The organism is Pseudomonas abyssi (assembly GCF_002307495.1).
Classification (GTDB): domain Bacteria; phylum Pseudomonadota; class Gammaproteobacteria; order Pseudomonadales; family Pseudomonadaceae; genus Halopseudomonas; species Halopseudomonas abyssi.
The window spans coordinates 1-8,711 of the sequence record NZ_NTMR01000042.1 but is presented as its reverse complement, the minus strand read 5'-3'; the positions used below and the strand labels follow the sequence as shown (position 1 = coordinate 8,711).

8 protein-coding genes are annotated in these 8,711 nt (G+C 61.0%); 3 read left to right on the top strand and 5 right to left on the bottom strand.

The features are described 5' to 3' along the window. Positions 1-81: 81 nt before the first annotated feature. The 4 genes from CNQ84_RS19720 to CNQ84_RS19705 form a co-directional block, all read right to left on the bottom strand. Positions 82-1,071 (bottom strand): alpha/beta fold hydrolase, encoded by a 990-nt coding sequence (locus CNQ84_RS19720; RefSeq protein ID WP_245841551.1) that lies wholly within the window; start codon positions 1,069-1,071, stop codon positions 82-84. Between the two features lie 99 nt (positions 1,072-1,170). Continuing rightward, positions 1,171-1,572, bottom strand: a complete 402-nt coding sequence (locus CNQ84_RS19715; RefSeq protein WP_096006468.1) for a PA2817 family protein — start codon at positions 1,570-1,572, stop codon at positions 1,171-1,173. Between the two features lie 102 nt (positions 1,573-1,674). Then, on the bottom strand, positions 1,675-4,143 hold the full coding sequence (locus CNQ84_RS19710; RefSeq protein ID WP_096006471.1) for an acyl-CoA dehydrogenase: 2,469 nt from the start codon (positions 4,141-4,143) through the stop codon (positions 1,675-1,677). Positions 4,144-4,387: 244 nt separating this feature from the next. Beyond that, positions 4,388-5,698, bottom strand: a complete 1,311-nt coding sequence (locus CNQ84_RS19705; RefSeq protein WP_096006467.1) for a spinster family MFS transporter — start codon at positions 5,696-5,698, stop codon at positions 4,388-4,390. Between the two features lie 229 nt (positions 5,699-5,927). On the opposite strand from CNQ84_RS19705, the gene CNQ84_RS19700 reads away from it, so the two are divergent. From CNQ84_RS19700 to queF, 3 genes are read left to right on the top strand one after another with little or no spacing between them, the layout of a single operon-like run. Further along, the gene (locus CNQ84_RS19700; RefSeq protein WP_096006466.1) at positions 5,928-6,860 is read left to right on the top strand and encodes an ABC transporter ATP-binding protein; all 933 of its coding nucleotides are present in this window, start codon (positions 5,928-5,930) and stop codon (positions 6,858-6,860) included. A 1-nt stretch (position 6,861) separates the two neighbouring features. Then, positions 6,862-7,638 carry an ABC transporter permease gene (locus CNQ84_RS19695; RefSeq protein WP_096006465.1) on the top strand — a complete coding sequence of 259 codons (777 nt, stop codon included), beginning with the start codon at positions 6,862-6,864 and terminating at the stop codon, positions 7,636-7,638. Positions 7,639-7,686: 48 nt separating this feature from the next. Further along, positions 7,687-8,523: an NADPH-dependent 7-cyano-7-deazaguanine reductase QueF gene (queF, locus tag CNQ84_RS19690; protein WP_096006464.1), complete on the top strand. Its 837-nt coding sequence runs from the start codon at positions 7,687-7,689 to the stop codon at positions 8,521-8,523. Positions 8,524-8,574: 51 nt separating this feature from the next. On the opposite strand, the gene CNQ84_RS20350 is transcribed toward queF, so the two are convergent. Continuing rightward, a partial coding sequence (locus tag CNQ84_RS20350) for a DUF4404 family protein (RefSeq protein WP_133065926.1) occupies positions 8,575-8,711 on the bottom strand: 137 nt, incomplete at its 5' end.

Below are 8,711 nucleotides of genomic sequence, written 5' to 3'. Positions count from 1 at the left end.
GGGGCTTTGTCAGCAGTCTGAAACCGCCCATAAGGCGGTTTTTGTTTCTGCGCAAGCGGCCCGTACTGACCGCAAGGACGCTTAGTCGGCTGTCCCGAGCCCTCTCAGCAGTGCCTGATGAAACTGGTCGGGCGCCTCCACCTGGGGTGAGTGACCCAGCTCGGGGAACTCGACTAACGTGGCGTTGGGGATGGCATCGGCGGTCTTTTGTCCCAGTTCCGGGTAGTTGCCCAGGCGCTGGGCGATTGCTTCGGGCGCGCGATTGGCGCCGGGTGCAGTGCGGTCCTTGCCACCAATCAGCAGGAGCGTCGGCGCCTGGATATTGCCGAACTCATGCACCACCGGTTGGGTGAACAGCATCTCGGCCGTTTGCGCCTGGTTCCAGGCGACGATCTCCTTGCCGGGGCCGGCGTACATGCCGTAGCTCATATCCACCCAGCGGTCGTACTCGGGCTTCCACTCACCGTTGTAATAGAACTTCAGCTGGTAGTTCTTGATACCTTCGCGGGTTGTTTTCAGCTGGCTCTGGTAGAGCTGATCAATGGTGGCATAGGGCACGCCTTCCGCCTGCCAATCTTCCAGGCCGATCGGGTTGACCAGCACCAGTTGCTCGACTCGGTCCGGGTGGTTCAGTGCATAGCGTGCGGCCAGCATGCCACCCATCGAGTGGCCAATCACGGTAGCCTTGTTGACGTCCAGCGAGGCGAGTAGCGCGTCGGTGTTGCTCGCCAGTTGGCCAAAGCTGAACTGATAGCCCCGTGGTTTACTGGAGCTGCAAAAGCCGATCTGGTCGGGAGCGATAACGCGATAGCCTGCGCTGCTGAGGACCTCAATAGTCGCCTCCCAGGTGGCACCACAGAAGTTCTTGCCGTGCATCAGGACGGCGGTCTTGCCGTTAGCCGAACCGCTGGGCGCGACATCCAGATAGCCCATTTCCAGTGGCTGCTGCTGCGAGCTGAAACTGAACGTCTGCAACGGGTAGGAATAGTCAAAGCCTTCGAGTCGCGGGCCGTATTCGGCCTGGGCGGTGCAGGCGGCCAGCAGCGTGGCGGCGGCAAGGGTCTTTTTCACGGACGGCTCCTTTCTCTTGGGGATGTCCGACTAGAGCAAGCAGGGTTTGGGTAGTTGACGGCAGTCCTTTGCCGGATGTGACGGAACGGTTTGCCCCGCTCAGTTGGCCTGCAGCAGCTGTCGGGCCTGAACCCAGTCGAATACGTCGCCGCGCGCTTCGGCTTCGGCACGGTGTTCGTCCAGCAGCTGGAACTGGGCAATTTCCTCGTCCGGCATAAAGTGCAGGCAGTCGCCACCGAAGTACCACAGCAGGTCACGCGGAATCAGGTGGGCGATCTGCGGGTAGCGGGCGATGATCTGACAAAGGATGTCCTGGCCCTGGTAGAGGCTGTCGTGATCGCCTTGCTGCAGCTGGGTCAGCAGTTCGGAAAAGCGCTCCATAAAGAGCTCGTTACTTTCCTCGGGTACCTGATCGAGCAGGGCGGTTTGCGCCTTGATGGTGTCAAACAGGCTTTGCAGCAGGGCAAGGTGGTAATCGTGGTAGCTGGGCGGGGTAGACATGGAAACTCCTGATAGGCCGGGCGTGTAGCAAGTGCCGAAACCCGGCGAGTCTATCAGGTTGAGCGCGTCAGGCCAGCCATCCCTGGCTGGCCTGACGTGTGCTCAAGCGTCGTCGGCCTTGGTTTTGGCCTTGGTGCGACGGGGTTTGGCGGGTGTCATCTCCTCCTTGGAGAAGTCGTCTACCCTGATTACCGCACTCCGGGCTTGGCGTGCATTGCGCACTTGCTCGGCCTCGGCGGTGGTAATCAGATTGCTCTCAACAGCCGCTGCAAGCGGGTCCGAGCCTTCTGGCTTGAGTTCGCCACTACGCAAGGCCTTGTGTAGACGCGCTTCAATCGGTGCACTTTGCAGCACGGCTTCCAGCGTCGTGTTGAGCAGGCCGGTGACATCCTGCGGGTCGTCGCTTTGGTAGCAACCGGCAATCAGGCGATCCCGAGCGGCGCCTGGGCGCATCAGGATGCGAGCGATCTCGGTTTCCAGTTCGTCACTCGGCGGCGTCAGACGGCGACCCAGCGGGAAGACCGCGACGCGCAGCAAGCAACCCATGCTCTGATTGGGGAAGTTGAGCAGGATTTCATGCAGGCTGCTTTCGATGCGGTACAGCAGATCTTCCAGCCCCCACTGAACAAAGGGCAGGTTCTCCTCCGGGCGGCCCTGATCATCGAAGTGCTTGAGCGTGGCACTGGCCAGGTAGAGGTTGCTCATCACGTCGCCAAGCCGTGCCGACAGGCGCTCGCGACGCTTCAGCTCGCCGCCCAGCATCAGCATGGTGCAGTCGGTCAGGGTGGCAAAGGCGGCTGCCAGGCGCGACAGCTGCTGATAGTAGCGGCGTGTCTGCGGGTAGTCCGGCACGTTGGCCAGGCGACCACCGGTCAGTCCCAGCAGCAGGCTGCCGGAAGCGTTGCTGAGCGAAAAGCCGACATGCTCGAACAGCAGGCGGTCAAATTGCTTGAGCGATTCGTTTTCGTCGTCCAGTGCCGCTGCCTGCATCTCGCGCAGGACATACGGATGGCAGCGGATGGCGCCCTGACCGAAGATCATCATATTGCGGGTCAGAATATTCGCGCCTTCCACGGTGATGGAAATCGGCACCGACTGGTAGGCTCGGCCCAGGTAGTTGCTGGGCCCCATGCAGATGCCCTTGCCGCCGTGCACGTCCATGGCGTCGTTAATGCACTGGCGCATGCGCTCGGTGAGGTGATACTTCACTACTGCAGACAGCACTGAAGGTTTTTCTCCCAGATCTACCGCGCCAGCGGTCATGGTGCGCGCGGCGTCCATGACATAGGTATTGCCGCCGATGCGTGCCAGCGCTTCCTGAATGCCTTCAAACTCGCCAATCGGCACATTGAACTGCTCGCGGATGCGGGCGTAGGCGCCGGTGGTCATGCTGGCCATCTTGGCGGCACCGATGCTGCCAGCGGGCAGTGAGATGGAGCGACCGACCGAGAGACAGTTCATCAGCATGATCCAGCCCTGACCGATGCGTTCCTGACCGCCGATCAGGTAGCTCATGGGAATGAACACATCCTTGCCGGAGTTGGGGCCATTCATGAAGGCCGCATTCAGCGGGAAGTGGCGGCGGCCGATCTCGACGCCTTCGGTGTCGGTCGGAATCAATGCCAGGGTAATGCCGAGCGACTCCTCATCGCCCAGCAGGTGGTCCGGGTCATAGGCCTTGAAGGCCAGGCCGAGCACGGTGGCAACCGGGCCCAGGGTGATGTAGCGCTTTTCCCAGGTGACGCGCATACCCAGCACCTCTTCGCCGTTGAACTGGCCCTTGCAGACGATACCCTTGTCGGGCATGGCGCCAGCGTCAGAGCCGGCATCAGGGGCGGTCAGGGCAAAGCAGGGAACGTCTTCGCCACGGGCCAGGCGCGGCAGATAGTGCTGCTTCTGCTCGTCGGTGCCGTAATGCATCAGCAGCTCGGCGGGCCCCAAGGAGTTGGGAACCATGACGGTGGTGCCCAGATCACCGCTGCGACTGGCCAGCTTCATCGCGACCTGGGAGTGGGCGTAGGCAGAAAAGCCCTTGCCGCCAAACTCCTTGGGAATGATCAGGCCAAAGAAGCCGTTGTCGCGGATAAACTGCCAGACGTTCGGCGGCAGATCCTGCAGGTGGGTGGTCAGCTCCCATTCGTTGGTCATGCGGCAGAGTTCTTCCACCGGACCGTCGAGGAAGGCTTGCTCTTCTTCCCTCAGGTGTGGCGTCGGGAAGCTGTGGAGCTTGCCCCAGTCCGGACGGCCGCTGAACAGTTCGCCGTCCCACCAGACGGTGCCGGCATCCAGCGCTTGCTGCTCGGTATCCGAGAGCGGAGGAAGCACCTTGCGGAACCAGCTCAGCAGGGGGGCGCTGATGCTGCGTTGGCGCCACTCGGGGAGATTCAGAGGGATGGCAATGCCGAGAAACAGTGCCCAAAGCACCAGATCAATCAGCCAGTGAACTGGCCCCAGCAGGGTCATTACTGCGAGGTAGGCAGCCACACCCAGGGTGGCATTGAGTAAACTCGTTCGAATATAGGCCAGGCCGCAGATACAGAGCAGCAGGCCAACCAGCCATAGCAGGGTCATCATGTCGCGCACTCCTTGTTCGTCACAGTACTCCTGACCGCGCATGACGCCGAATAATTCCCCACTCTTGTCTGGTGGGTGCTGCCGCTTCGCCGATTCTGCTGACGAAATGGGGGCGTCTCAGTGATGTGAGCGGACCGAAGGCCGATGAGCATCGGCATGCACGACTAAGCATAGTCGTTTGCGCCAGGAATGGAGAGGGGAGAGAGGCCCCGGGTGCGTCTGGGCACCCGGGGTAGATCACTTAATGGTCGACGTTGTCGAGATCGTAACGCAGAGTGCGGCCTGCGAAGTAGTAATGCGCGCAGGCCCAGATGTTGAGGAAGGCTGCGCCGATCAGCGCATAGCGCAGGCTGTCGGTGCCAAAGCTGCCGCTGACCAGGTCACTGGCCATGCCAATCACCTGCGGGCCTAGTCCCAGGCCAACCAGGTTGAGCACCAGCAGCATGATGGCCGATGCCAGTGCGCGATTGCGCAGCGGCGTGAGGCTCTGGATCATCGCAAAGCTGGGGCCGAGGTAGAACGCGCCGAGGAAGACGGCGGGGCAGTAAACCACCAGCGCCCAGAATGTGCTGTCGATCATGTAGAAGGCGACAATAAAGGGAATCGCTAGGAACTTGGCCAGGCCAACGATCCAGGCATTCCAGCTGGCGTCACGGGCGGCCAGCTTGTCCGCCAGCATGCCGCCGATCCAGGCGCCCAGGCCACCGACAACGCCCATCAGCGGGCCCAGGAACAGGCCGACCTGGCCGGGTGTCAGGCCGTGGCTGCGAATCAGGAAGGCCGGGTTCCAGACGATGGTGCCGTAACCTACCAGGGCGGTCAGACTGACACCCAGAACGACGTGGCGAGTGGTGCGCACGCGCCACAGCACGGCAAAGCCGGCTTTGATGTTGACCTTGCCCAGCGGCGGTGGCTTGACGCCGTCGGCGAAGCCGCGCGGCGGCTCCACCATGGTGAAGCGCACCAGCAGGGCGATCAGAATGCCCGGCAGGCCGACGACAAAGAAGGCCGCACGCCAGCCCCACCACTCGGCGACAAAGCCACCGACGATAAAGCCGATCATGATGCCAAGGTAGACGCCCAGGGCGTAGATGGACATGGCGCTGGAACGCTTTTCCTTGGGGTAAAGGTCGGCGATCATCGAGTGCGATGGCGGGCTGGAGCCGGCCTCGCCGATGCCTACGCCGATACGCGCCAGTGCCAGCTGCCAGAAGTTGTTGGCCATGCCGCACAGCGCGGTCATGGCGCTCCAGATGGCGATGGACCAGGCGATAATGTTGCGACGGTTGGAGCGGTCGGCGAAGATCGCGATCGGGATGCCGAGGGTGGCGTAGAACAGCGCGAAGGCAATACCGGAGAGGAAGCCCAGCTGGGTATCTGACAGCAGCAGATCGGCTTTTAGCGGCTCGATCAGGATACCTACGATGTTGCGGTCAACGTGGCTGGACGTATAGGCCAGTACCAGGATGAACAGGGCATAGCGGCGGTAGGCAGGGGTTATGCGATGACTGACGTCATTCGGGTCCGTCGCGGTGTCAGGCGTTTGGGCCATTGGTGTCTCCGGTGTTTGTTGTTTTGTCCGGAGAATACGTTGTCCCGTTAATAGCCACAATCGACCGGCCGGCCGCAATTGTTGCAATTTTGTAAGCCCGTTATTCCGCTATGCGGTATTCGCATTCGCTATATTCATGCGCTGCCATTGATGCCTTATGCATGGGGGTTGATTCTCGCGGATTTGACCACATAGTTAGCGCTCAACTTTGCAAGGCGTGAGGCATCGCATGAGCGCAGCTATTCGTATTCGGGGCCTGGAGAAAACCTACGGCACTGGAATGCGCGCCCTCAAGGGCATTGATCTGGAGGTGCGCGAGGGCGATTTCTTCGCGCTGCTGGGGCCCAACGGGGCCGGCAAGTCCACCACCATCGGCATTCTCTCCTCACTGGTCAACAAATCGTCCGGTGAGGTCAGCATCTTTGGCCTTGACATTGACCGGGAGCTGCTGGCTGCCAAGCGGTGTATCGGCGTGGTGCCCCAGGAGTTCAATTTCAGCCAGTTTGAAAAGGTCATGGATATTCTGGTCAGCCAGGCCGGCTATTACGGCATTCCGCTGGCCCGGGCGAAGGAACGTGCCGAACACTACCTCAAGCGACTTGGGCTATGGGATAAGCGCGATGTGCCCTCGCGGATGCTGTCCGGCGGCATGAAACGCCGCCTGATGATTGCCCGTGCACTGATCCATGAGCCCAGGCTGCTGATTCTGGATGAGCCTACCGCCGGTGTGGATATCGAGATTCGCCGCTCAATGTGGCAGTTCCTTCAGGAGATCAACGCCCAGGGCATTACCATCGTACTGACGACCCACTACCTGGAAGAGGCGGAGCAGCTGTGCAAGCACATCGCGATCATCGACCAGGGCCGCATCATTCATAACACCAGCATGCGCGAGCTGCTCAAGGAGCTGCATGTCGAAACCTTCCTGCTGGATGTGCGACAGAGCCTGAGTGCAGCGCCGGCGTTGGGCGAGTACCCCTGCAAGGTGGTCGATGAGCACACGCTGGAGGTCCAGGTGGACAAGTCCCAGAGCCTCAATGCGCTGTTTGCGGCACTGAGCGAGGCTGGGCTTGAGGTGGCTAGCCTGCGCAACAAGAGTAACCGGCTGGAGGAGCTATTCCTGGCGCTGGTCGATGAAAATGCCGAGAAACGGGGAGCCTGACATGCAGTATTGGCAACAGAGCTGGGTGGCGTTCAGTACCATCCTGACCAAGGAGATTCGCCGTTTTACCCGCATCTGGCCGCAGACGCTGCTGCCTCCGGCGATCACTATGGCGCTGTACTTCGTGATCTTCGGCAACCTGATCGGCAGCCGTATCGGTGAGATGGGGGGCTTTCGCTACATCGATTACATCGTGCCCGGTCTGATCATGATGTCGGTCATCACCAACAGCTACTCCAACGTGGTGTCGAGCTTCTTCAGTACCAAGTTTCAACGCTCGATCGAGGAGCTGATGGTGGCGCCCGTGTCGCCGCACGTGGTGTTGCTGGGCTATACCTTCGGTGGTGTGGCACGGGGCTTGATGGTCGGCTGTATCGTCACCCTGACGTCGCTGTTTTTTACCCGCCTGCAGGTGCAGCACATTGGGCTGACCGTCGCTGTGGTGCTGCTCACTTCGCTGGTGTTCTCGCTGGGCGGCTTTATCAACGCGGTTTTCGCCCGTACCTTCGATGACATCTCGATTGTGCCGACCTTTGTGCTGACGCCGCTGACCTACCTTGGCGGGGTGTTCTACTCGATCAGCCTGCTGCCGCCGTTCTGGCAGGCCGTTTCGCAGGTCAATCCGATCCTGCATATGGTCAACGCCTTCCGCTACGGCATTCTCGGTGTCTCGGATATTCCGATTGCCACGGCGTTGGTGATCATGGCGCTGTTTACCCTGATTCTGTACAGCCTCAGCTACTGGCTGCTGGTCAGAGGCACCGGTCTGCGGCAATAATGGCTAAGGCCGCCACCCGGCGGCCTTAGCCATTGCAGGGGAACTCGCATGTCCGATCATCCAGCGACAGATTCGCCACTGGGCAAGTCCAGTGCCTATGTCAGCGTCTATACACCGTCGCTGTTGTATCCGATTGCCCGGCAAGCAAAATGGCAGGAGCTGGGGCTCGATCCGCAGAACCTGCCGTTTCATGGCGCAGATATCTGGAACTGCTTCGAGTTGTCCTGGTTGACGCCTTCGGGCAAGCCGGAGGTCGCCGCGGCGGAATTTGCCTTCCCGATCAAGGCCGCGCGGATCGTCGAGTCCAAGTCCTTCAAGTTGTACCTCAACTCCCTCAATCAGACGGTTTTCCGTGATCGTCGAGAGCTGCTCGAGACGCTGGAGTCGGATCTGTCGGTGGCGGCACAAGGCCCCGTGGCCGTGCGCCTGTTCAGCATGCAGCAACTGCATCAGCTGGGCATGTTTACCTTGCCGGGCCGCTGTATCGATGACGAAGAGGTAGCCGTCAGTCGTTACCACTATGACGCCTCGTTGCTGGCCCTCGACAGTGGCCGGGTGCAGGTCAGTGAGGTGCTGCACAGTCATCTGCTCAAGTCCAACTGCCCGGTCACCGGTCAGCCTGACTGGGGGTCTGTCCTGATCAGCTACAGCGGCCCGCGGATCGACTCGGCGGCCCTGGTGCGGTACTTGGTGTCCTTCCGCGAACACTCGGATTTTCACGAGCAATGCGTGGAGCGAATCTTTCTTGATCTGCTGGCGTTGCTGGGGGAGGGCGCTCAACTGACGGTCTACGCGCGCTATGTGCGCCGTGGCGGGCTGGACATCAACCCTTGGCGTTCTACCGAGGCAGGCATGCCTGAGAATCTGCGGCTGGCACGCCAGTAAGATGCTAAAACGCCCCGGCTGGCGGGGCGTTGCTGCTGGGCGGCGAGCGGCTCAGATGCCCATGTCGGCCAGGCTTTGCATCACGCTGCGCAGCGTGCCGGCGAGGGTGGGGTGGCGGGCTTCAAACTGCTCGGCCATCAGGTTGACGCCATCAACCAGGGTTGGATCTTCTTCGACGTCAGCGTCGC